This is a genomic window from Streptomyces sp. NPDC039424 (genome assembly GCF_055639495.1).
In genome coordinates this window covers 258,945-279,327 of sequence record NZ_JBVKAI010000011.1, presented here as the reverse complement: position 1 = coordinate 279,327, position 20,383 = coordinate 258,945, and the positions used below count along the sequence as shown (strand labels likewise).

The following is a 20,383-nucleotide window of genomic DNA, read 5'->3' as shown; positions in this document are numbered from 1 at the left end:
CGGCCCTGGTCATCACCGCCGAGGCGGACGTGCTGCGCGACGAGGGCGAGGCGTACGCGAACAAGCTGCGCGAGGCCGGAGTACCGGTCACCGCCGTCCGCGTCCAGGGCATCATCCACGACTTCGTGATGCTCAACGCCCTGCGCGAGACCCACGCGGCCGAGCTCGCCATCAACCTGGCCGCGGGCACCCTGCGCGCCGCCCTGCACACCGCCTGACCCGAGGAGACCCGCTCACATGACCACCTCCACCCCCACCGTCGTCCTCGTCCACGGAGCCTTCGCCGACGCCGGCAGCTGGGCCGGGGTCATCGCCGAACTGCAGGGCCACGGCATCCCCGTGATCGCCCCGCCCAACCCGCTGCGCGGCCTCGCCTCCGACGCCGCGTACGTCGCCTCCGTCGCCGCCCAGATCGACGGCCCCGTCATCCTGGTCGGCCACTCCTACGGCGGTGCCCTCATCACGGTGGCCGGCACCACCGAGAACGTCGTCGGCCTGGTCTACGTGGCCGCCTACGCCCTCGAGGAGGGCGAGAGCCTCGGCGAGCTGCAGGGCCGCTTCCCGCTCTCCTCGCTGGTGAGCAACCTCAAGGAGTGGACGTACCCGGTGGCGGGCGGCGACCCGGCCGTCGAGGTCACCATCGCCGAGGACGCCTTCCCGTCGGTGTTCGCCGCCGATGTGCCCGCGGGCGTCACCAAGATCCTCGCGGCGGCCCAGCGTCCGCTCGCCGCGGCCGCGTTCGAGGAGACCGCCGCCGCGGCCGCCTGGAAGACCAAGCCCTCCTGGGCGCTGATCGCCGGCGCGGACGAGGCGATCAACCCCGAGGTCGAGCGCTTCGGCGCCAAGCGGGCCGGCGCGACCGTCGTCGAACTCGAGGGCGCCTCGCACGCCGTCGCGGTCTCGCAGCCCAAGGAGGTCGCCGACCTGATCCTCGAGGCGATCCGCGCGACCAGCTGACGGCTCCCCCCGAACGGCCGCGCGGACACCCCCTCCCCGGCGGAGCGTCCGCGCGGCCTCGCGACTGGACCCTGTGGTGGGCCAACTGCCGCAGCGCGAGCTCCAGTTGGGCCTGGAGCAGGGCGGTCGCCGACCTGATCCTCGAGGCGGTCCGCACGACCGGCTGACGGCTCCCCGAAACGGCCGCGTGGCCGCGGGGCTAGCCGAGCCCGCTCTTCTAGACCCTGTCGTGGGCCAACTGTCGCATCGTGAGCGCCAGTTGCAGCCGGAACCGCCCCTGCGGGGTGCGTACCGGCCAGCCGAGCAGGTGTTCGGCGTGGGTCAGCCGGTCCTGGAGCGTGGAGTGGTGCACGTTGGCCTCGGCGGCAGCCGCCCGCAGGCTCGCGGTGGCGGCGACGGCGTGCAGTGTGCGCAGCATCCAGGGCGCGTCCGCGGCGGCGGCCTCCACGGCCCGCACGTCCGGCGGTGGCTCCGCCCCGGGCGCCACCAACTCCGCGAGCAGCGCGACACCGCCCAGCTCCTCGGCCCACACGACCCGCTGCCCCGGCTCCTGCGCGCTCGCGTCACCGGTGAACCGCAGCGCGGTGCGGGCCGCGGCCCAGGAACGGGGCAACTCCAGCACGGGGACGGCGGGGCCCACACCCACGCGCCCCGGCGGCAGCTCGGCCTCGGCCGGCCTGCCCGGCGCGGGCAAGGCCCCCTTGGGCGACCCGGACTCCCGCCGGGGATCGTCGGCCGTGTCGCCCGTCTCGGCCCGGCCGTACCGGTCGACGGCCCGCCCGTCCCCGTACGCGTCTCTCGGCTCCCCAAAACCCTGCCGCCCCTCGGCGACCCCCGCCCGTCCGGACCCGGAGACCGGCACGATCCGGGGCGGCCCCTCGGCCGGGACGGCCACCCGGGCCCGGGTCGCCGGGTCGGCGGTGTCGAGGCCCAGGCGGCGGGCCGCGTGCAGCCGCGCCGTTTCGGTGCCGTGGCGTCCAGGACCGTCTCCACCAGCGCGGGATCGTCGATCCGCGTACCCGGGGCACGCCCCCGGGTACGTACGGCCGCCGCGGCCCGTTCCAGGACCACCGCGTCCACGACGCTCGGCTCGGCCGCGACCCGCTCCAGCCACAGGGCCGGCGGCCCGTCCGGCACCAGCGGCGCGCACGGCCAGCCCGGATCCGGCGCCCCCGCAACCTCCGCGCGCCGCCCGTCGGGCGTGACCCGCAGCCCGACCCGTCGCTCCTCGTCCACCAGCCGCGCGGCACACCCGGCCAGCACGGCGGCGCCACGCACCAGCGCCTCCAGACCGGCCCGGTTCTCGGTCAGCCGGTCGAAGTAGGCGATGACCTGCACGGCGGCCCCGGCGTCCGGATCCAGCGCGGCCAGCCGCCCGGCCAGTTCCTTCATGCCCCCATGGTGCGGCATGCCCCCGGGGTTGGTCAGCCCCCGCTTCCACCCCGGTCGCCACAGGACCGACGGCCGTCGCGCATGGGTACGACCCGGACCTGATCGGCGTGGAGGGACTGTATGCGGGTTCAGTCGGCGAGCAACCGCCGCAGCCACTCCAACTGAGCCCCCCGCGCCGCCTGAGACAGTGCGGCCTGGGGGGCGAAGCCGTCGAAGCCGTGGAAGCCGCCGGGCCAGACGTGGAGTTCGGCGATGCCGCCTGACTGCCAGAGGCGGGTGGCGTAGGCGACGACCTCGTCGCGGAAGGTCTCGGCGGAGCCGACGTCGAGGAAGGCGGGGGGCAGGCCGGAGAGGTCGGTGGCGCGGGCGGGGGCGGCGTAGGGGGAGACGTCGGGGGTGCCCCGCCGGTCGCCGAGGAGGGCGTCCCAGCCGGTCTCGTTGGCGGTGCGGTCCCATATGCCGAGGCCGGCCATCTGGTGGCTGGAGACGGTGTCGTTGCGGTCGTCGAGCATCGGGCACAGCAGCATCTGGCCGAGGGGCCTCGGGCCCTGGCGGTCGCGGAGCAGCAGGGCCAGCGCGGCGGTGAGGCCGCCGCCCGCGCTGGCGCCGACGAGGACGATCCGCTCGGGGTCGCCGCCGATCTCCTTGGCGTGCTCGACCGTCCACAGCAGGCCCGCGTGGACGTCGTCCACCGGTGCCGGGTGGGGGTGTTCCGGCGCGAGCCGGTACTCGACGGAGACCACGACCGCGCCCAGTTCCCGCGCCCAGGCCAGCGGGGCGTCCACGCCGACCCGGTTGTTGCCGAGGATCATGCCGCCCCCGTGGACGTGGTAGATCACGGGCAGCGGCGCATCGGTCGCCGGGGCGGTGGGGCGGCAGATCAGCAGCGAGACGTCGGGCGCGCCCTCGGGGCCCGGCACGGACCGGTCCTCCACGTCGAACGCGCCGCCCAGGGTGAGGTCGAGGTCCGCCAGCATCTCGATCCCCGGGCCCTGCCGGACGGTGTCGATCTCCTCCGGGGTGAGCCCCGGCGAGATCACGTCCTTGATCATCTCCAGGGCGGCGGCGAGTTCCGGGTCGAACGGGGGCGGGACCGACGTCATGGTGGCTCCTCACGCTGGGCGCTGCGGCTCGTACGGTCATCATCGGCGCGCCGCGCCCCGGCGGCGGGCCGCCGTACGGCGGAACCTGCCCGCCGCATGGCGGGTGGCCCGCGCCCCCGACCGCCACCGCGACGGGCGCAGGGGCCGCAGCCGTGGTGGCCGGGCCCCTGCGGGGGTGCACTGCTCGGGTCAGGCGGCGGCGGTCTCGCCCGCGTGGCTGTGCAGGCGCGCGACGACCTCGGTGAGCTGGGCGGCGACCTCGGCGTCGTCGGCCGGGTGGGTCTCGGCGAAGCGGGTGAGGGAACCGGGGATGGAGAGCTTGAGGTCCTCGATCACCTTGCCGCCGGCGATGCCCACGGCCTTGCGGGCCTCGTCCTGGGCCCACACGCCGCCGTACTGGCCGAAGGCGGTGCCGACCACGGCGACGGGCTTGCCGCCGAAGGCGCCGGCGCCGTACGGGCGGGACAGCCAGTCGATGGCGTTCTTCAGGACGGCCGGGATGGTGCCGTTGTACTCGGGCGAGAAGAGGAGGAAGGCGTCGGCCGCCTGGGCGGCCTCGCGCAGCTTCGCGGCGGCGGCCGGGACGCCGCCCTCGACGTCGACGTCCTCGTTGTAGAACGGGATGTCGGCCAGACCCTCGAACAGCTCGACCTGGGCGCCCTCCGGAGCGAACTTGACGGCCGCCTCGGCGAGCTGGCGGTTGTGCGAACCGGCGCGGAGGCTGCCGACGAGCGCAAGGATGCGAACAGACATGGGGTACTCCAAAGGGGCTGAAACATCGCTGTAACGATCCGGACCGAGGTCCGTTTACGTTTCTAGCATCCTAAGCGGACCGCGGTCCAGTTTTGTTCCCGATGCTTTACGCTGTCTTCATGTCCAGCGCCCTGCCGCCTTTCCCCCAGCCCCAGGAGCCCCTCGACCCGCCCCAGTTGCTCGAAGTCGGCTCCGCTCCCGAGGAGCCGTGCCTGCGTGCCGACGCCGCCCGCAACCGCGCCAAGCTGCTGGAGGCCGCCGCCCGGCTGATCGCGGAGCACGGTGTGGCCGGGGTCACCATGGAGGCGGTGGCCGCGGCGGCCCAGGTGGGCAAGGGGACCGTCTTCCGCCGCTTCGGCGACCGCACCGGCCTGCTGACGGCGCTGCTGGACCACTCCGCGAAACGACTGCAGACGGATTTCCTGGGCGGACCTCCGCCGCTGGGCCCCGGGGCGCCGCCGCTGGAGCGCCTGCGGGCGTTCGGTGTGGCCGTGCTGTACCGCTCGGCCGAGCAGTTGGACCTGCAGCTGGCCGCCCAGCCGGAGCCGACCCGCCGGTTCACCCACCCCTCCGTACGCGCGCTCCACACGCACGTCACGGTGCTGCTGCGGCAGATCCTGCCGGACACCGACTGCGAGCTGCTCGCCCAGACGCTGATGGCGTATCTCGACCCCGCCCTGATCCACCACCTGACCAGGCAGTGCGGGATGCCCATGGAGCGACTGGAGGCCGGCTGGACCGACCTCGTCGCCCGCGTGACGGGTACCGCGCACCCCCGCTGAGCCCCGTTCGGCCGCCGCCGAGACCTCGCTCCGCGCGAGCAGATCCCCCTCGTCACCGCCCGCCAATTCGTGAAACCTTCACCGAAGTTGCCCCGCCCGCCCCCGTCTCCCGGGCTTCTGCCAAGATGCGGTACGTCATGGTGCAGATACCGAACTCGCCCTCGCCCGGGTCGCCCGCACCGCGCTCCGTCCCCACGAGTGCCGATGTGGCCCGCCTGGCCGGCGTCTCACGCGCGACCGTCTCCTACGTCCTGAACAACGCCAGTGCGGTACGGATCAGCGAGCCCACCCGCCGCCGCGTCCACCAGGCCGCGAAGGAACTCGGGTACGTGCCCCACGCGGCGGCCCGCAGCCTGCGCGCCGGACACAGCCGCATGGTCGTCATACCCGCCCCGACCGTCCCCGTGGGCCCGCTCTACGGCCAGTTCGTCAACGAACTCCAGTGGGCCCTCGGCCGCCTCGACTACACGGTCGTGCAGTACGGCAGCGTCGGCCTGCGCGGCGACGAGGCCGCCCGCGCCTGGGCCGAACTGCGGCCGGTCGCCGTCCTGGTGCCCGGCGCCGGACTCGGCCCCGAGGGCGTCGCCGTCCTCAAACGGGCCGGCGCCCGAGCCGTGGTGACCCTCGGTCCCGAGCGCGTCGAGGGGGCCCACGCCCTGCTGGTGGACCACGCCGGCGTCGGCCACCGCGCCGGCGCCCATCTGTACGCCCGCGGGCGGCGCCGCGTCGGTGTGGTCGTCCCTGAGGACCCCGGCCTGGAGATCTTCTCCCGGCCCCGCCTGGAAGGCGTACGGCGGGCCCTGCACGGCACCGACGCCGCGGTGACCGCGCTGCCCCTCGCCTACGACGAGCAGGCCGCCGCCCAACTCGCCGCGCGCTGGCGCGACTTGGACCTGGACGCGGTGTTCGCGTTCAACGACGAGTACGCGATGCTGCTGATGCGCGCCCTGCAGGACGCGGGCGTCCGCATCCCCGAGGAGACCGCGGTGATCGGCGCCGACGACCTGATGCTCGGCCGCCTGCTGCGCCCCAGGCTCAGCACCATCCACATCGAACTGCCCTCCGGCCGCGACCTCGCCGAACTCGTCGACCGCGCGGTACGCGACCCCGCCGCCGCGCCCGAGACGCACAGGGTGCTGGGCGCCTCGGTGGTACAGCGGGACTCCAGCTGATCGCGCACTACGATGTTGCGTGCTCAACCAAATGCCCCCGGCGATCGGAGAGCCGTCATGCCCTTGCTCGATCCCAAGACCTGGCAGTCCCTCAACTCCCGTGTGCTGACCGGCCCCGAGCACGCCGTCTCCGAGCCCGCCACCGGCGACCGGCTCGGCACCGTCACCCTCGCCTCCCCCCAGGACGTCGAGGCGGCGGCCGGCGCGGCCCGTACCGCCCAGCGCGAATGGGCCCGCGCACCCCACTTCGTCCGCGCCCAGGTGCTGCGCCGGGCCGGTGACCTGTTCACCGCGCACGCCGCCGAACTGCGCGAGTGGATCGTCCGCGAGTCCGGCTCCATACCCGGCAAGGCGGACTTCGAACTGCACGTCGCCGCCCAGGAGTGCTACGAGGCCGCCGCCCTCGCCTCCCGCCCCGCCGGACAGGTCCTGCCCAGCGAGGCGCCCCGGCTGTCGTACACCCGACGGGTCCCGGTCGGCGTGGTGGGCGTGATCTCCCCCTTCAACGCCCCGCTGATCCTCTCCATCCGCTCCGTCGCCCCCGCCCTAGCCCTCGGCAACGCGGTCGTCCTGAAGCCGGACCCGCGCACCGCGGTCTGCGGCGGTCTCGCGCTCGCCGCCGTCTTCGCGGAGGCGGGTCTGCCGGAGGGCCTGCTGCACGTGCTGCCCGGCGGAGCCGACGTCGGCGCCGCCCTGGTCGAGGACCCGCGGGTGCCCGTCATCTCCTTCACCGGATCCACCGCGGCGGGCCGCGCGGTCGGCGAGGCGGCCGGGCGCCACCTCAAGCGCGCGCACCTCGAACTGGGCGGCAACTCCGCCCTGATCGTGCTGGAGGACGCCGACCTGGACGCGGTGATCTCCACCGCCGCCTGGGGCTCGTTCTTCCACCAGGGGCAGATCTGCATGACGACCGGCCGCCACCTGGTGCACGCCTCCGTGTACGAGGAGTACGTCGAACGGCTCGCCGCCAAGGCCGACTCCCTCGCGGTCGGCGACCCGCACCGGGCCCAGGTGCACCTCGGCCCGGTCATCGACGCCGGACAGCTCGCGAAGATCCGCGGCCTGGTGGAGACGAGCACCGCCCGCGGCGCGAAGCTCGCCGCGGGCGGTACGTACGACCAGCTCTTCTACCGGCCGACGGTGCTGGCGGGCGTCGACGACGACACCCCCGCGTACGCCGAGGAGGTCTTCGGGCCCGTCGCGCCCGTCCGCCCCTTCCACAGCACCGACGAGGCGGCGGCCCTGGCGGCGGACGGCCCCTACGGGCTCTCCCTGGGCATCGTCACCCGGGACACGGCACGGGGCCTGGACCTCGCCGAGCGCATCCCCACCGGCATCGTCCACATCAACGACCAGACCGTGAACGACGAGGCCGTGGCGCCCTTCGGCGGCATCGCCGCCTCCGGCACCGGCGCCCGCTTCGGCGGCGAGGCCAACCTGGAGGCCTTCACCGAGGTGCGCTGGACGACGGTGCGCGGGGACGTGGCGGCGTACCCCTTCTAGGGGAACGAGCCGGGACAGGCAACGAACAAGGGCCGAGAACCAAGAACCAAGAACCAGAACCGGGGACTACTCGCCCTGGGTACCGGCCTCCTGCTCGGCGATGCTCTTGCGGACCTCGTCCATGTCCAGCTTCCGGGCCTGCCCGATGACGTCCGTCAGGGCGGACTCGGGCAGCGCGCCGGGCTGGGCGAACACGGCGACCTGGTCGCGGACGATCATCAGCGTCGGGATCGACTGGATACCGAAGGCCGCGGCCAGCTCCGGCTGGGCCTCGGTGTCCACCTTGCCGAACACCAGGTCCGGGTTCTCCTCGGCCGCCTTCTCGTACACCGGCGCGAACTGACGGCACGGCCCGCACCAGGACGCCCAGAAGTCGATCAGGACGAACTCGTTGTCCGTGACCGTCTGGTCGAAGTTCTCCTTGGTGAGCTCCACGGTGCTGCTCATGCGTCTACCTCTTCCTCGACATGGGGGGCGAAGCCGTCGGGACAACACGGCCCTCTCAGTACATATTCCGGCCGCCTACCCATGTGGCCACCGGGCACACCACCCACCAGACTGTGCCCATGACCCAAACGGAATCCATCGCTTACGACGTCGTGGTGCTCGGTGCCGGCCCCGTCGGTGAGAACGTCGCCGACCGCACCCGGGCGGCGGGGCTGACCACCGCGGTCGTGGAGAGCGAGCTGGTCGGCGGTGAGTGCTCCTACTGGGCGTGCATGCCCAGCAAGGCGCTGCTGCGCCCGGTCATCGCCCAGTCGGACGCCCGCCGCCTGCCCGGTCTGAGCCAGGCCGTCCAGGGCCCCCTCGACACGGCCGCGGTGCTCGGCCGCCGGGACGAGTACACCTCCCACTGGAAGGACGACGGCCAGGTCGGCTGGCTGCGCGGCATCGAGGCCGACCTCTACCGGGGCCACGGCAGGCTCGCCGGGCCGCGCACGGTCACCGTGACCGGCCCCGACGGCGGGCAGCGGACCCTCACCGCCCGGCACGCCGTCGCCGTGTGCACCGGCACCCGCGCCGGGCTGCCCGGCCTGCCCGGGCTCGACGCGGTGCGGCCGTGGACCAGCCGGGAGGCCACCAGCGCCAAGGCCGCGCCCGGACGGCTGATCGTGGTCGGCGGCGGGGTCGTCGCCACCGAGATGGCCACCGCCTGGCAGGCCCTCGGCTCGCAGGTCACCCTTCTGGTGCGCGGCAAGGGGCTGCTGTCCCGCATGGAGCCGTTCGCCGGTGAACTGGTCGCCGAGGCGCTCATCGAGGCGGGCGCCGATGTGCGCACCGGCGTCTCCGTGGAGTCGGTGGCCCGGGAGAACGGCACCGTCGTGGCGGTCACCGACGGCGGCGACCGCATCGAGGCCGACGAGATCCTCTTCGCCACCGGCCGTGTCCCGCGCACCGACGACATCGGCCTGGACACGGTCGGTCTGGAGCCCGGCTCCTGGCTGCCGGTCGACGACAGCCTGCGGGTGACCGGCAGCGACTGGCTGTACGCGGTCGGGGACGTGAACCATCGCGCCCTGCTCACCCACCAGGGCAAGTACCAGGCGCGGATCGCGGGCGCCGCCATCGCCGCGCGGGCCTCCGGCGAGACCGTGCCGGAGTCGGATCCCTGGGGTGCCCACGCCGCCACCGCCGACCACCACGCCGTACCGCAGGTCGTCTTCACCGATCCCGAGGCGGCGGCGGTCGGCCTGTCCCTCGCCGAGGCGGAACAGGCCGGCCACCGGGTCCGGGCCGTCGACGTGGAGTTCTCCTCCGTCGCCGGAGCGGGCCTGTACGCCGAGGGCTACCGGGGACGCGCCCGCATGGTCGTCGACCTGGAGGACGAGATCCTGCGCGGCGTCACCTTCGTCGGCCCCGGCGTCGGCGAACTGATCCACTCGGCCACCGTCGCCGTCGCCGGCCAGGTCCCCGTCAGCCGCCTGTGGCACGCGGTCCCGTCCTACCCGACCCTCAGCGAGGTGTGGTTGCGGCTGCTGGAGGCCTACCGGGGCTGAGCAGGCTTCCGGCGTCGGCGGGGTGCCGGGCGTGGCGTAGGTGTCGCCCGGTCCCCGTGTACGGCGGGGCCGGCCGCGCCGTACACCCTGGCCCCCTCCGGTGTCAGGGCAGATCGAAGCCCAGTTCCCGTGCGGCTGCCTCGGGGGTGGGCTGGGCCCACCGCTCGGCCATCGCCTCGTTGGACGACAGTGAGCGCAGTTCCGCCCGGTCCAGATAGAGGGTGCCGTCGAGGTGGTCCGTCTCGTGCTGGACGATGCGCGCGGGCCAGCCGGTGAAGACCTCGTCCACCGCATGCCCGTACTCGTCCTCGGCCCGCAGCCGCACCTCGGCGTGCCGGGCCACCACCGCCTGCCAGCCCGGCACGCTCAGGCAGCCCTCGAAGAACGCGGCGCGGCCGGTGCCGACGGGCTCGTACGACGGGTTGACCAGCACCCGGAACGGCTGCGGCACCCGCCCGCGCGCCACCCGCACCTCCTCCGGCACCGGAGCCGGATCCTCGATGACCGCGATCCGCAGCCCCACTCCGACCTGCGGTGCGGCGAGGCCGACGCCCGGGGCCGCGTGCATGGTCACGCGCAGCGCCTGGACGAAGCGGGCCAGCAGGGCGGGTTCCAACTGCCCCTCGAACGGCTCGGCGCCGCGCCGCAGCACCGGGTCACCGGCCGCCACGATCGGCAACGGGCCGTCGGCGGCGAGGAGTTCCTCGACCCGCTCGGCAAGAGGCGTACGACCGCAGGGAGATGCCATCGCGCCAGCATCGCACGACCCCCGCACCGCCTCATGTGACCGGCATCACTTCGTATCCCGGGAACTCGGCGGCCTCCGGCTCCGACTACTGGACCGCCCATACTGAGAGACAAGCCCCCGGAGAGCCCCGCCGATGTCCACCGCTCCCTCGACCGCCCCGGACGAGGCCCCCCAACTCCCCGCCCCGGCTCCCTCCCCGAGCCGCTGGGCCCCCTTGCGTCCCCTGATCCTGCGCCTGCACTTCTACGCGGGCGTCCTGGTCGCGCCGTTCCTGCTCGTCGCCGCCGTGACCGGCCTGCTGTACGCGGGTTCGTTCCAGGCCGAGAAGCTCGTCTACTCCCATGAGATGACCGTCCCGGCCGGCAAGGCCAGGCTGCCGATATCCGAGCAGGTGGCCGCCGCCCGCAAGGCCCACCCCGAGGGCACCGTCTCCGCCGTGCGGCCCTCGCCGGAGGCGGACGCCACCACCAGAGTGCTGCTCTCCGGCGTCGAGGGCGTCGGCGCCGACCACACCCTCGCCGTCTTCGTCGACCCGTACACGGGCAAGGTGCGCGGCGCGCTCGAACAGTACGGCTCCACCGGCGCGCTGCCGCTGCGCACCTGGATCGACGAACTCCACCGCGACCTGCACCTGGGCGACACCGGCCGGCTCTACAGCGAGCTGGCCGCGAGCTGGCTGTGGGTGATCTCGGGCGGCGGGCTGGTGCTGTGGTTCTCCCGCCGCCGCACCCTGCGCAAGGTGCGCGGCACCAGCGGGCGGCGCCGCACCCTCGGCCTGCACGGCAGCGTCGGCGTCTGGGCCGCGGCCGGTTTCTTCTTCCTGTCGGCGACCGGTCTGACCTGGTCGACGTATGCCGGGGCCACCATCGACGAGCTGCGCACCTCCCTCAGCCAGGCCACCCCCTCGGTGTCGGCGGCGGCGAGCGGTGAGCACGCGGGCCATGGCGCGGCGGCCTCCTCCGGCGGCGACGCCGAGCACGGCGTCGGCCTGGACAAGGTGCTCGCGGCGGCCCGCGCCAAGGGCTTGAGCGACCCGGTCGAGATCGTCCCGCCCGCCGACGCGAACTCGGCGTACGTCGTCAAGCAGGTCCAGCGCAGCTGGCCCGAGAAGCAGGACGCGGTCGCCGTCGACCCGGCCACCGGCCAGGTCACCGACGTCCTGCGGTTCGACGACTACCCGGTGCTCGCCAAGCTGACCCGCTGGGGCATCGACCTGCACACCGGCATCCTGTTCGGGATCGTCAACCAGATCGCCCTCGGGCTGCTCGCGCTCGCCCTGATCCTGCTGATCCTGTGGGGCTACCGCATGTGGTGGCAGCGCGGCCGGGGCTCCGCCTTCGGCCGTCCCGTCCCGCGCGGCGCCTGGGCGCAGGTGCCGCCCTACCTCCTGGTCCCGGCGATGGCGGTGATCGCCGTCCTCGGCTACTTCGTGCCGCTCCTCGGCATCCCGCTGGCCGCCTTCATCGTCGTGGACGTCGCCCTCGGCGAGATCGCTCACCGCCGAGGGCGCCGGGCGTACTAAACGGTTTCGAAGTCACCCGCGAGCGCGGAGGCGATCCGCAGATGCGACTCCGCCTCCGCGTGCCGCCCCTGCCGCTGCAGCGTGCGGCCCAGCATCAGCCGGGCGTAGTGCTCCACCGGGTCGCGCTCCACGATGACGCGCAACTCGGCCTCGGCGCGCCGCAGTTGCGCCGAGTGGTAGTAGGAGCGCGCCAGCAGCAGCCGGGGTCCGGTCTGCTCCGGCGCCTCCTCGACCACCCCGGCCAGCACGCGCGCCGCGCCCGCGTAGTCCTTGGCGTCGAAGAACAGCCGCGCCCGCTCCCAGCGCTCCGCCGCCGTCCCCTGGTCGTAGTACGTCGTGTCCGTTCGAGACTCCACTGCTGACCTCCTTCGAGGCCGACAACGGAACCCGGTTGTTCAATATTCCACTACTTCTCGGGGGGGGGAGCCCGGCGGACTCCTGCGTTCCATTCCGTGCAGGACCCCGTCCTTGCGTTTCGAGGATCACGTCGAGGAGTGGAAGGCGGGGCCACGGCACCTGGCTGTCCCGTCGGTACGCCACCTCGACCCACTGCTGGAGCACCACCTTTTCCCGGCGCTCGGCAGCCGGCGGATGAACTCCTTCGATCACAAGGTGGTCGACGGCTTCATCCGCACCATGGACCGCAATGGTGTGGGCCAGGCCACCCAGTCCAACGCCTGGTCGTCGATCTGATGAGCGGCTGCGGTCTGCGGAACGGCGAGGCGTTCGCGGTGAACCTGAACAACATCGTGGCCGATGACGTGTATCGGGTCTCCGAGCAGGTCGTGCAGTCGACGCGCCAGTATGGGCCGCTCAAGCACAGGAGGGCGGGGGAGTACCGCGATGTGCCGCTTCCCGCTCGCATCAGGGCGACGATCGAGCGGTACGCCGAGAAGCACGGCACGTTTGACGGCTACTTGCTGCGTCAGCCGACCGACCCTCGCAAGCCGTATCCGTTCCGTTTTCGGGGCGCCTCCAGCAGGTCCGCCGGGAGGGCCCACGCCCTGCAGTTCCACACGGCCTCAGGGTCACCGCTCACTTCCGCCGATGGCTGCGGCACGTCCCTGGGCGGGGACGCGGGCGTGCCGGAGCGGTGCTCCGGCCTGATGGAGGCTGGTGAGGGCCAGCCGGTAGGAGGTGATCAGCCCGGTCTCCGTGTAGTCCAGACCCAGTTCCTGGCAGTGGCGCCGGACGATGGTCCGGGCCTTGCGCAGGTTGGGGCTGGGCATGCTGGGGAACAGGTGGTGCTCGATCTGGTGGTTCAGCCCGCCCAGTGCGATGTCGGTGAACCGGCCGCCGCGCACGTTGCGTGAGGTGAGCACTTGGCGGCGCAGGAAGTCCGGGCGGTCCTCGCCCGTCAGAATTGGCATGCCCTTGTGGTTGGGTGCGAAGAGGGAGCCGAGGTAGACGCCGAACAGGCCCTGGTGGACGGCGAGGAAGGCGATCGCCGTACCGGGCGGCAGCAGCCAGAGCAGGACGGTCAGGTAGACCGCGAAGTGGGCGAACAGCAGGGTGCCGTCGAGCGTTCGGTGTTTGAGTGAGCGATTGGCCAGCGCCTTCGCGCTCGACACGTGCAGGTTGAAGCCCTCCAGTGTGAGGAGGGGGAAGAAAAGGAACGCCTGCCAGCGGCCGATCAGGCGGGGGAGCCCTTTTGCGGCCCGGGCCTGGTCCTGGGACCAGACGAGCAGGTCGGGGTCGAGGTCGGGGTCGAGTTCCTCATGGTTGGGGTTGGCGTGGTGGCGGGTGTGCTTGTCCTGCCACCACCCGTAGCTCATCCCGATACCGGCACCGGCGATCCGTCCGGACGCCTCGCTGGCCCGGCGTCGGGGGAACACCTGGCGGTGGGCTGCGTCATGGGCGAGCAGGGCGACCTGGCCGAAGACAACGGCCAGGAAGACGGCGACCGCCAGGGTCCACCAACTGTCGCCGATGAGCGCGACGGCGGCCCACCCGGCAGCGTAGAGCCCGGCCACCACTGTGGTCCGCAGTGCGTAGTAGCCAGGGCGGCGATCCAGCAGGCCGGCATCAGCGATCTTTCTCGACAGTCGGGCGAAGTCACTGCCGGACGTCCCCGAGGGCGGGGGGCGGCCTGTGGTGTTCCCGGTCATGATGGTGAACTCTCTTCGAGGGCGGCAGATGGCTCAATGCCGCCTCGGGAGCCGCTGAGACCGGGCCGCGGGTAGGGATGCGCTTCCGCCACTGCGGGATGCGCATCGCGCGACCGCGCAGCAAAGGAAGACGTCTGCTTCGTCCGCCAGCGGCAGCGCAGGCCCTTTGTCTGATGCTGGGTTCCCTGCCAGGCAGGTCTCACACCGTGACAGGACAGGGCTTCTGGAGCGGTCCGCGCGCTTTCATGGCAGAACCGAGGCCGGCCCGCGAATGGGCGGACCCCAGCAGGCGGGCACCGGCGGGAATTGAATGGGCTGATTTGTAGGGAAATCTTTGCGTTAGCGGGCCGGGAGGATCAGAGTCGGAGGGGGACAGGAGGCGAACGTGACCGTTCTCGCGACGTTTCTTCTCATCATCGGGGCAATTTTGATCCTGCTCGGGATGCTCCTGGTCGCCGTCGGGGCAGTCGTGATCTTCGTGGGGATTGCCTTGATCGCCATTGCGGCCTTCCTGCTGATCCGGAGAGCGCTGAGGCGCCGACAGTAGAAAGGGCAAGGCCGAGGCGGGTGTCTGTGCGTTCGGGCCAGGGCGGTGGCCGCCGAGGCGGCCCGGGCCGAGGGCGAGGCCGGAGAAATGGGATCGGATCAGGCCGAATGCGTCGAGCTGTCATTGACGCCTGGCTGGCTAGGCCGCGGTTTCCGTGATGAGGACGGCGGCGGTGACCGGGCCCGAGGCGTCAGTGGTGGCCGCGTCGGCTACGGCGGCCCGGACGGCGCGGGCGACTTCCAGTGGATGGTGTCCGGGGGCGACCGCGAGCTGGACCTCGATGTGGCGGCCGGGTGGATCGGCATGGTCCTCCACCTTGACCGGGCGGCTTCCCAGCACGGCGGTGAGTCGGGCGACGCCCGGAACACCCGTCGCGACGTCCGCCAGCTTCCCGGCGGGCCTCCGCATGGGTCCTGTTCCGGTCACCGGGGGCGAGCTTCGCGCGGCCGCAGTTTCCGGCGTCGGCCCCATGGCCCTTGCCGCGGTCCGCGACTCCATGCCTGTCTCCGGGCCCTCATGGAGATCTGTGACGCGCAGGTCAGCTGCCACGGTGGCCAGGCCGAGCCGTTCAGTGGCCGCGTTGAGCAGTGCGCTCCTCAACTGGTCGGCGGTGTGGGGCAGTGGCTGCCCCAGGGATGCCGTGAAGGCGGCTTCGATCCTGAGGGGGCCGGGCGGTAGCGCGCTGGCCGGCGGACGGACGGCCGGCTCGGACACGGGCTCGAGCGGTGCCGACCCGATACGCAGAGACTCCAGTCGAACGCCGGGAATCTCGGCGGCCGCGCGCCCAAGGGCCCGGAGGGCCGCTTGCTCGGTGATCCATGTCCCGTCGTCGGGCCCGCCGAGCGGGAGCAGCCGGCCCAGGTCGAGCTGGTGCCGTACTGCCTGCGTCCACGCCTCGGTTTCCACCGGCCTCTCACCCTCTTTCCCGCACTGCGCCCGGAGTGTCCGCGAGGGTCCCGGGCAGGGGCGCTCGGGCCCTTCGTTGGACTACCCCGCCTCATGGTCCGCATCTCGCGCAAGATGCACCGAAACGAATGTAATCTCGATAAAGGGTGCAAAGCGTGCTTCTTGAGCTGACGTGTTCGGCGTCTATGCCCTGGGCAGCGGATTCGCGCGCTATGGGATCCATTCGGGAGCGGGTGCCTGGTGTCGGTAGTGGCAGATCCGTCACACGCGGGGTCAGTGATCGAGGTCGGAGAGCTGCAGGCGGCCATCGATCTGGATGGCGGGCCGGGAAGTCGTGAAGTCGACATCACCGTCAGCGCGTGAGGCTGCCCGACGAGGAGGACGAAGGGGTCTGGGGCTGGGCGTCGTCGGCCTCGTGGTCGGGCGGTTCATGGAAGGGGAGCTCGAACCGGGCGACTTCGTCCGCCGCCGAGACCGGCAGGAGCGGATCCGCGATAACCGGCGACGGGCCCGGGGAGACTGGCGGCAGTGACCGGTGAAGCCGATCGGCGTCCGCGCGTCCCCGCGGGGAGCGTGATGCGATCACCGTCGCCGACCGGGTCGCCGTGAAGATCGCCTCCCAGGTGGCGCACGAGGCGCTGAGCAGGTTCACCGAGTCGGCCGGCCACGTGCCGCCCGGCCGCCGGACGCCACGCGTGACGACGTCCGTGCGGCGGGCACCGGAGCGGAATCCGAGGCCGAACAGAACACCTCCCTGGGGGGAGAGAAACCCCAGGCCGGCGGGCGCGACGCGTTGTGCCCCCAGCAGGATTCGAACCTGCGCCACCCGCCGGCATGGCGTTTGATCCTGCCTTGTGGCGTGGCGACTGGTGCTCGGCCATCCGCTCACGCAGGCCGCAGGCGAGGACGACGGCGATGCGTGGTGTCGCCCCGGTGTCCTGACCGGACCAGGAACAGCTCAGGGGCGGCCATGAAATGCCCCGGCGCGCACCGCAACGCCCCTCGGCGTGGCATGGTCGGGTTTACGGGGCGGAGTGGTCAGTGTTTGAAGGCGTCCTTGATCTTTGCCGCAGCCTGCTTCAGGTTGCCCTTGACTTGGTCTCCACGGCCTTCCGCCTGCAGGCGGCGACTGCCGGTGGCGCGGCCGGTTGTCTTCTTGGCATCGCCCTTCATCGCTTCGGCTCTGTGCGCGATTTTCTTAGCGATACTCATGGGTGGCCACCCTGGGTGAGTTGTCTTGTGGGGTTTGGCGGGAGGGCTGTCCCGTGGCGCTGATCAGCGTTCTGTGCGTGCGGTGGCGACCTACCGCGGAGCGGTTCGGTGCCCGAACGGCGCGGTCTGCTCCGACGACCGCCATCCGGGACCGGAGGTAGATCACCGTGGGGTGAGTTCCCCCGGGCGTTCGCGGTCTCCGCGCGGGCGGGCTCGCGTGGGTCTACCAGGTCGTCGCGGTCCCTCCTGGTGGAGGCCGTATCGCGAGGATCTGCCTGCTCCAACAGTAGAACCACACCGTCCACAAGGCCACGGGGACCGGGACGCAGGGTGTGGAGTGTTCCACGTGCGGCCCGTCGGCTTGTCCAGGCGCCGGCGACCGCCCGTTCTGGCCCCGCCGACCACCGGGACGCCGCCGGCGCGTGACGGAGTCGCAGCAGGGTGGACGCGATCGCGCGGCTTCCGGGCGCCGGCCGGACCGCGTGTGGGCCGAAGGAGCAGCGGGTGGGGCTTCACCGTTGGGATGCCTTTTCTCGTCGCCGTGAATACGCTGAGAGTGGGTGTTGTTCATGGAACCACTGACGAGGCTGCCTCTGATCGCACGGCTGAGGGGTACGCACGTGTGGCGGGCGTTCGCGCGGCTGGGTGCGGTCCACTGGGCCCGGCTCGCCGCCGCCATCACCTTCACCAGTTTCGTCGCCCTCTTTCCACTGATCACCGTCGGCGCGGCGATCGGTGCTGCGCTGCTGAGCAAGGACCAGCTCGGAAGGCTTCAGGACAAGATCGCCGCCCAAGCGCCGGGGCTTTCCGATCTGCTGAACCTGAACGGCCTGGTCGCGCACGCCGGAAGCGTTGGGCTCATCGCGGGCGCGCTGCTGCTCGTGATCGGCATCAACTGGGTCGGCGCCCTGCGCGGGTGTCTGCGCGCGGTGTGGGAGAAGGAGCAGGATCCGGGGAACCCGATCCTGCTCAGGCTCAAGGACGCCGGTGTGCTGGTCGGTCTCGGCGTGGTCGGGCTGGTCGCCATGGGCAGTTCCGTGTTCGCGAACAGTGCCGTCGGCTGGACCGCCGACAAAGTCGGGATCGAGGGCGGGGCGGGACGGGCGCTGCTGTTCTTCGCGGGCCTGGCCATCGCCCTGCTCGTCGACTTCCTGCTGCTGGTCTACCTGCTCACCCGGCTACCGCAGGTACATCCAGGCCGACGCGCGGTCGTGGTCGCCGGCCTGATCGGCGCGGTCGGGTTCGAGCTGCTCAAGCTGCTGCTGACCGGCTATCTGCAGGGCGTCGCGGGGAAGAGCATGTACGGCGCCTTCGCCGTGCCGGTCGCCGTCGTGCTGTGGATCAACTTCATGGCCAGGTTGCTGCTGTACTGCGCCGCTTGGACGGCGACGGCGGTGCGGTCCGGTGAAGCGGCCGAGGGTGAGGGCCCGGCTCCCGGGATCAGCCCTGCGGTCGGTGACGCATCGCGGGGCGCGGCGGCCCACGGCGGACCAGCGGCACCGCGCCGCACTGCGGCTCCACCGCGCGGCCCGTGATGCCGAGTGCCGATTCCGTACCTGTCATGCCGGGCAGGCTGGTCGGGCCGATGCCCGGAATGGCGCGAGTAGTCGCTGCCGGGAAGGCGATGGGCACTCAGGGGCGGCTTGCCGCGTCGATGCGCGACTTGGTGGCGTCCGTGAGGAAGACGCGGGTGCTGCCCGGGGAGGTGGTCGTACATCACGGTGTAGTGCTGTACCTCGGATGGTTTCTCCAGACAGAGGTCGCTGGTGAACCGTTCGAGGTAACACCACCCCCGTCTCGGGGCTGTCGGCGAACTGCAGGATGGTCCCAGCCCGTCCGGTCGTGCCGGACACGGTGGCTGGAAATGGTCTCGCGGCCGGAGACGGTCTGGGCCAGGACCAGGCCGGATCGGGTGTGCTCGCTGGCCCAGGCGAGATCAGTTGACGAGGGTATGCCTGTGAAGGGGGGATGCTGAGGTCCGCCTTCAGGAGTGCGCGGACGCGGTCGGCAGGGTCTCCGCGATTTCACCGAGGATGGACGCGGTCAGCTCGACGTCGTGTTCCTGGTCGGTGGAGTAGTCGGTACGGCCGAAGACCGCCTTCACACACGTGGCTCGTCGCCGGGACGTGCCAGACGTGATCTTCGTCGGCGTAGGCGGCCCACAGACCACACGGAGCGTTCAGGCCGCCGCCTGCGGGGAATTCCCGAAGGACCATATTGCTCAGCGCACCCGACCCCGCGCCTTCAGCGGCACCGGCGGCAGCTCCGGCGCAGGCAACGGATCCCCGTCGTACCCCTTCACAACCCCAAATCGCGACCCGTTCATCCAGTCTTCCCGGGCCTGACCGACTTCGTCCTGCGTACGCCCGACGAAGTTCCACCACATGATGAGCTCCTCGGCGAACGGCTCGCCGCCGAGCAGCATGAGCCCGGCGTCCGACTCGGCGCGCAGCGGCAGTTCGGTGCGTCCGCAGCCGAGGTAGAGCATCGAGCCCGGCAGTACGGGCACGCCGTCGACGCGGACCTCGCCGGACATCGCCAGGACGCCGTACTCGAAGTCGGGTTCCAGGGGCAGCCGGACGTCGGCGCCCCGGGTGAGCGCGAGGTCGGCGCCGACGATCGGGGTGTACGCGGTGCCGGGGGAGAGGGAGCCGTCGAGGTCGCCGAGGAGGACGGTCGCGGTCAGGCCGGGCGCGGTGACCGTGGGCAGTACCGGGTGGTGCTCGAACTTCGGGTCGGTGTGGCGGTGCGCGTCCGGCAGCGCGACCCAGAGCTGGGCGCCGTGCAGGAAGCGGGCGTGCGACCGCGGGCTCTCCTCCGAGTGGCTGATCGCCCGGCCCGAGGTCATCAGCCCGAGCTGCTTCGGCCGAATCGTCTGCAGGCTGCCGGTCGAGTCGCGGTGCAGCACCTCGCCCTCGTGCAGCCAGCTGACCGTCTGCAGCCCCATGTGGGGGTGCGGCGGCACCTGCATGCCGGGTTCGTCGGCGATGTCGTCCGGGCCGTAGTGGTCGACGAACGCCCAGGCGCCGATCATGCGCCGGCCCAGGTTCGGCAGCAGCCGGCGCACCTCGGTCGACTCGCCGAGTCTCACGCGACGGGGGCTCAGCAGCTCGCGGACGGGCTCGGCGGCGACGAATCCGCGCCCACCGCACACGCTGGGCACGGGCGCACGGTCAAGGTTGCTCATGCCGCCAACCTAGCGGGCACGGGTGTCCGGCGCCGAACGCTCAGCCGGTCGAGGCGAACCGGTCGCGGACGGTCTCGAAGACGGGGCGGAAGGTGTCCCACCGGGCGCCCGGGGCGGAGAGGTAGAGGTCGTACTCCCGGCCGCCCTCCTTGCCGTAGCCGAGGTCGACGGCGCGGAAGACGCGCACACGCCCCCGGAAGGTGAACTCCCACACCGCGGCGGGCTGCCCCCGGAACGTGGTCCGCTGCATGCGCAGTTTCCGGTAGCTCGGGTAGTTCGCCTTGGTGTTGGCCTCGATGTCGGCGAAGTGGGCCATGGGGCTCGCCCCGGCGGGCTCGACCATGCCGACGGTGATCCCGGCCAGCCCGGAGGGGTCGGTGTAGGTGACCTCGTCACTCGCGCCGGGGCCCGCCTTCCAGCCGTCCGGGACGGCAGGTTCACGCGGGCGGGGTTCCCGTGCCTGCCGACATCAGGCGCGGGAACCCCGGTCGGGG

Annotated in this window: 19 protein-coding genes and 2 pseudogenes; 10 read left to right on the top strand and 11 right to left on the bottom strand. The window is 72.3% G+C overall.

What is annotated here, in order from left to right:
• Both ACZ7L0_RS26775 and ACZ7L0_RS26770 read left to right on the top strand, forming a co-directional pair.
• On the top strand, positions 1–218 hold a 218-nt coding region (locus tag ACZ7L0_RS26775), incomplete at its 5' end, for an alpha/beta hydrolase fold domain-containing protein (protein WP_471245102.1).
• Positions 219–237: 19 nt separating this feature from the next.
• A complete protein-coding gene (locus ACZ7L0_RS26770; protein ID WP_471245101.1) occupies positions 238–957 on the top strand; it encodes an alpha/beta fold hydrolase in 720 nt (239 codons plus the stop codon).
• 217 nt (positions 958–1,174) lie between these two features.
• On the opposite strand, the pseudogene ACZ7L0_RS26765 reads toward ACZ7L0_RS26770, so the two are convergent.
• The 3 genes and pseudogenes from ACZ7L0_RS26765 to ACZ7L0_RS26755 form a co-directional block, all read right to left on the bottom strand.
• Positions 1,175–2,349 (bottom strand): annotated as a pseudogene (locus ACZ7L0_RS26765) (helix-turn-helix domain-containing protein).
• Positions 2,350–2,477: 128 nt separating this feature from the next.
• Positions 2,478–3,452 (bottom strand): alpha/beta hydrolase, encoded by a 975-nt coding sequence (locus ACZ7L0_RS26760; RefSeq protein ID WP_471245100.1) that lies wholly within the window; start codon positions 3,450–3,452, stop codon positions 2,478–2,480.
• Positions 3,453–3,641: 189 nt separating this feature from the next.
• Positions 3,642–4,205, bottom strand: coding sequence for an NAD(P)H-dependent oxidoreductase (locus ACZ7L0_RS26755; protein ID WP_471245099.1), 564 nt, complete (start codon positions 4,203–4,205; stop codon positions 3,642–3,644).
• Between the two features lie 101 nt (positions 4,206–4,306).
• Here ACZ7L0_RS26755 and ACZ7L0_RS26750 point away from each other — a divergent pair, with 101 nt between their 5' ends.
• The 3 genes from ACZ7L0_RS26750 to ACZ7L0_RS26740 all read left to right on the top strand — a co-directional run bounded on the left by ACZ7L0_RS26750 (position 4,307) and on the right by ACZ7L0_RS26740 (position 7,662).
• Complete coding sequence (locus ACZ7L0_RS26750; protein ID WP_471245098.1) at positions 4,307–4,987, top strand: TetR/AcrR family transcriptional regulator; 681 nt, start codon at positions 4,307–4,309, stop codon at positions 4,985–4,987.
• A gap of 137 nt (positions 4,988–5,124) precedes the next feature.
• On the top strand, positions 5,125–6,159 hold the full coding sequence (locus tag ACZ7L0_RS26745) for a LacI family DNA-binding transcriptional regulator (protein WP_471245097.1): 1,035 nt from the start codon (positions 5,125–5,127) through the stop codon (positions 6,157–6,159).
• 57 nt (positions 6,160–6,216) lie between these two features.
• Positions 6,217–7,662, top strand: coding sequence for a benzaldehyde dehydrogenase (locus ACZ7L0_RS26740; protein ID WP_471245096.1), 1,446 nt, complete (start codon positions 6,217–6,219; stop codon positions 7,660–7,662).
• Positions 7,663–7,728: 66 nt separating this feature from the next.
• On the opposite strand, the gene trxA is transcribed toward ACZ7L0_RS26740, so the two are convergent.
• The gene (gene trxA / locus ACZ7L0_RS26735; protein ID WP_471245095.1) at positions 7,729–8,109 is read right to left on the bottom strand and encodes a thioredoxin; all 381 of its coding nucleotides are present in this window, start codon (positions 8,107–8,109) and stop codon (positions 7,729–7,731) included.
• Positions 8,110–8,228: 119 nt separating this feature from the next.
• Between trxA and ACZ7L0_RS26730 the strand changes: the two genes are divergently transcribed.
• Positions 8,229–9,659, top strand: a complete 1,431-nt coding sequence (locus tag ACZ7L0_RS26730; protein ID WP_471245094.1) for a dihydrolipoyl dehydrogenase family protein — start codon at positions 8,229–8,231, stop codon at positions 9,657–9,659.
• A gap of 103 nt (positions 9,660–9,762) precedes the next feature.
• On the opposite strand, the gene ACZ7L0_RS26725 is transcribed toward ACZ7L0_RS26730, so the two are convergent.
• On the bottom strand, positions 9,763–10,407 hold the full coding sequence (locus ACZ7L0_RS26725; RefSeq protein WP_471245093.1) for a peptide deformylase: 645 nt from the start codon (positions 10,405–10,407) through the stop codon (positions 9,763–9,765).
• A gap of 133 nt (positions 10,408–10,540) precedes the next feature.
• On the opposite strand from ACZ7L0_RS26725, the gene ACZ7L0_RS26720 reads away from it, so the two are divergent.
• Positions 10,541–11,929 carry a PepSY-associated TM helix domain-containing protein gene (locus ACZ7L0_RS26720; protein ID WP_471245092.1) on the top strand — a complete coding sequence of 463 codons (1,389 nt, stop codon included), beginning with the start codon at positions 10,541–10,543 and terminating at the stop codon, positions 11,927–11,929.
• On the opposite strand, the gene ACZ7L0_RS26715 is transcribed toward ACZ7L0_RS26720, so the two are convergent.
• Positions 11,926–12,285 (bottom strand): tetratricopeptide repeat protein, encoded by a 360-nt coding sequence (locus ACZ7L0_RS26715; RefSeq protein WP_471245091.1) that lies wholly within the window; start codon positions 12,283–12,285, stop codon positions 11,926–11,928. The two genes, ACZ7L0_RS26720 and ACZ7L0_RS26715, sit on opposite strands and share 4 nt — an antisense overlap.
• Positions 12,286–12,397: 112 nt before the next feature.
• On the opposite strand from ACZ7L0_RS26715, the gene ACZ7L0_RS26710 reads away from it, so the two are divergent.
• Positions 12,398–12,622, top strand: a complete 225-nt coding sequence (locus tag ACZ7L0_RS26710; RefSeq protein WP_471245090.1) for a hypothetical protein — start codon at positions 12,398–12,400, stop codon at positions 12,620–12,622.
• A gap of 335 nt (positions 12,623–12,957) precedes the next feature.
• On the opposite strand, the gene ACZ7L0_RS26705 is transcribed toward ACZ7L0_RS26710, so the two are convergent.
• A complete protein-coding gene (locus tag ACZ7L0_RS26705; RefSeq protein ID WP_471245089.1) occupies positions 12,958–14,037 on the bottom strand; it encodes a fatty acid desaturase family protein in 1,080 nt (359 codons plus the stop codon).
• 385 nt (positions 14,038–14,422) lie between these two features.
• On the opposite strand from ACZ7L0_RS26705, the gene ACZ7L0_RS26700 reads away from it, so the two are divergent.
• Complete coding sequence (locus ACZ7L0_RS26700) at positions 14,423–14,584, top strand: hypothetical protein (protein ID WP_471245088.1); 162 nt, start codon at positions 14,423–14,425, stop codon at positions 14,582–14,584.
• Between the two features lie 138 nt (positions 14,585–14,722).
• Here the strand turns inward: ACZ7L0_RS26700 and ACZ7L0_RS26695 are convergent, their stop codons facing one another.
• Both ACZ7L0_RS26695 and ACZ7L0_RS26690 read right to left on the bottom strand, forming a co-directional pair.
• Positions 14,723–15,490, bottom strand: a complete 768-nt coding sequence (locus tag ACZ7L0_RS26695; protein WP_471245087.1) for a hypothetical protein — start codon at positions 15,488–15,490, stop codon at positions 14,723–14,725.
• A 1,038-nt stretch (positions 15,491–16,528) separates the two neighbouring features.
• Complete coding sequence (locus ACZ7L0_RS26690) at positions 16,529–16,702, bottom strand: CsbD family protein (RefSeq protein WP_471245086.1); 174 nt, start codon at positions 16,700–16,702, stop codon at positions 16,529–16,531.
• 569 nt (positions 16,703–17,271) lie between these two features.
• On the opposite strand from ACZ7L0_RS26690, the gene ACZ7L0_RS26685 reads away from it, so the two are divergent.
• Entirely contained in the window at positions 17,272–18,237 is a 966-nt protein-coding gene (locus ACZ7L0_RS26685; RefSeq protein WP_471245085.1) for a YihY/virulence factor BrkB family protein, read from the top strand.
• Positions 18,238–18,923: 686 nt separating this feature from the next.
• On the opposite strand, the gene ACZ7L0_RS26680 is transcribed toward ACZ7L0_RS26685, so the two are convergent.
• Positions 18,924–19,889: a pirin family protein gene (locus ACZ7L0_RS26680; RefSeq protein ID WP_471245084.1), complete on the bottom strand. Its 966-nt coding sequence runs from the start codon at positions 19,887–19,889 to the stop codon at positions 18,924–18,926.
• A gap of 40 nt (positions 19,890–19,929) precedes the next feature.
• Positions 19,930–20,319, bottom strand: a pseudogene (locus ACZ7L0_RS26675) (serine/threonine protein kinase); the annotation flags it as partial.
• Positions 20,320–20,383 lie beyond the last annotated feature (64 nt).

What these genes read in the sequence shown, in the direction of transcription:
- ACZ7L0_RS26770 (WP_471245101.1), top strand. Translation starts at nt 238, where the DNA reads ATGACCACCTCCACCCCCACCGTCGTCCTCGTCCACGGAGCCTTCGCC.
- ACZ7L0_RS26760 (WP_471245100.1), bottom strand. Translation starts at nt 3,452, where the DNA reads ATGACGTCGGTCCCGCCCCCGTTCGACCCGGAACTCGCCGCCGCCCTG.
- ACZ7L0_RS26755 (WP_471245099.1), bottom strand. Translation starts at nt 4,205, where the DNA reads ATGTCTGTTCGCATCCTTGCGCTCGTCGGCAGCCTCCGCGCCGGTTCG.
- ACZ7L0_RS26750 (WP_471245098.1), top strand. Translation starts at nt 4,307, where the DNA reads ATGCTTTACGCTGTCTTCATGTCCAGCGCCCTGCCGCCTTTCCCCCAG.
- ACZ7L0_RS26745 (WP_471245097.1), top strand. Translation starts at nt 5,125, where the DNA reads ATGGTGCAGATACCGAACTCGCCCTCGCCCGGGTCGCCCGCACCGCGC.
- ACZ7L0_RS26740 (WP_471245096.1), top strand. Translation starts at nt 6,217, where the DNA reads ATGCCCTTGCTCGATCCCAAGACCTGGCAGTCCCTCAACTCCCGTGTG.
- trxA (WP_471245095.1), bottom strand. Translation starts at nt 8,109, where the DNA reads ATGAGCAGCACCGTGGAGCTCACCAAGGAGAACTTCGACCAGACGGTC.
- ACZ7L0_RS26730 (WP_471245094.1), top strand. Translation starts at nt 8,229, where the DNA reads ATGACCCAAACGGAATCCATCGCTTACGACGTCGTGGTGCTCGGTGCC.
- ACZ7L0_RS26725 (WP_471245093.1), bottom strand. Translation starts at nt 10,407, where the DNA reads ATGGCATCTCCCTGCGGTCGTACGCCTCTTGCCGAGCGGGTCGAGGAA.
- ACZ7L0_RS26720 (WP_471245092.1), top strand. Translation starts at nt 10,541, where the DNA reads ATGTCCACCGCTCCCTCGACCGCCCCGGACGAGGCCCCCCAACTCCCC.
- ACZ7L0_RS26705 (WP_471245089.1), bottom strand. Translation starts at nt 14,037, where the DNA reads ATGACCGGGAACACCACAGGCCGCCCCCCGCCCTCGGGGACGTCCGGC.
- ACZ7L0_RS26690 (WP_471245086.1), bottom strand. Translation starts at nt 16,702, where the DNA reads ATGAGTATCGCTAAGAAAATCGCGCACAGAGCCGAAGCGATGAAGGGC.
- ACZ7L0_RS26685 (WP_471245085.1), top strand. Translation starts at nt 17,272, where the DNA reads ATGGAACCACTGACGAGGCTGCCTCTGATCGCACGGCTGAGGGGTACG.
- ACZ7L0_RS26680 (WP_471245084.1), bottom strand. Translation starts at nt 19,889, where the DNA reads ATGAGCAACCTTGACCGTGCGCCCGTGCCCAGCGTGTGCGGTGGGCGC.